General features: G+C 44.1%; 2 rRNA genes. Both read right to left on the bottom strand.

Annotation, left to right across the window (positions count from 1 at the left end):
* Positions 1-123 (bottom strand): 23S ribosomal RNA (locus AC27KL_RS28215); the annotation flags it as partial.
* A gap of 325 nt (positions 124-448) precedes the next feature.
* Positions 449-521, bottom strand: a 16S ribosomal RNA gene (locus AC27KL_RS28210); the annotation flags it as partial.

Genomic DNA, 521 nt, shown 5'->3' with positions numbered 1-521 from the left:
CCCATTCGGACATCCCCGGATCAAAGCTTGCTTACAGCTCCCCGAGGCAGTATCGTTGTTCGCCACGTCCTTCATCGGCTCCTAGCGCCTAGGCATCCTCCGTGTGCTCTTAGTAGCTTAACCTTTGCTACTTTTATTACTTGGTCTTTTAATAAAGACACAAGCAGCTAAAAGGATATTTCTAAAACGCAAATTCGTTTCGTTATCTAGTTTTCAAGGATCAACAATCAATTTTTCGGTTCATCACGGATGTGTGAATGAAAATTTGATTCAAAACCCGGTTTTTTCAACCGGACTTATATCATACCATTCTCAGCACTTCTTGTCACCAAGCAAGTTCTGGAAATCGTATGTGAGAGTTTGAACTCTCAAAACTGACCAACGAGTGAGATCATTTTGCCTTACGGCATATTTGAATGCTTCCGTTGCAGGAAGCGATTCTCCATAGAAAGGAGGTGATCCAGCCGCACCTTCCGATACGGCTACCTTGTTACGACTTCACCCCAATCATCTACCCCACC

The sequence above is a fragment of the Paenibacillus sp. YAE3 genome (assembly GCF_057546105.1).
Note: the sequence above shows the minus strand (reverse complement) of the source record. Positions and strands in the feature narration are given on the sequence as shown.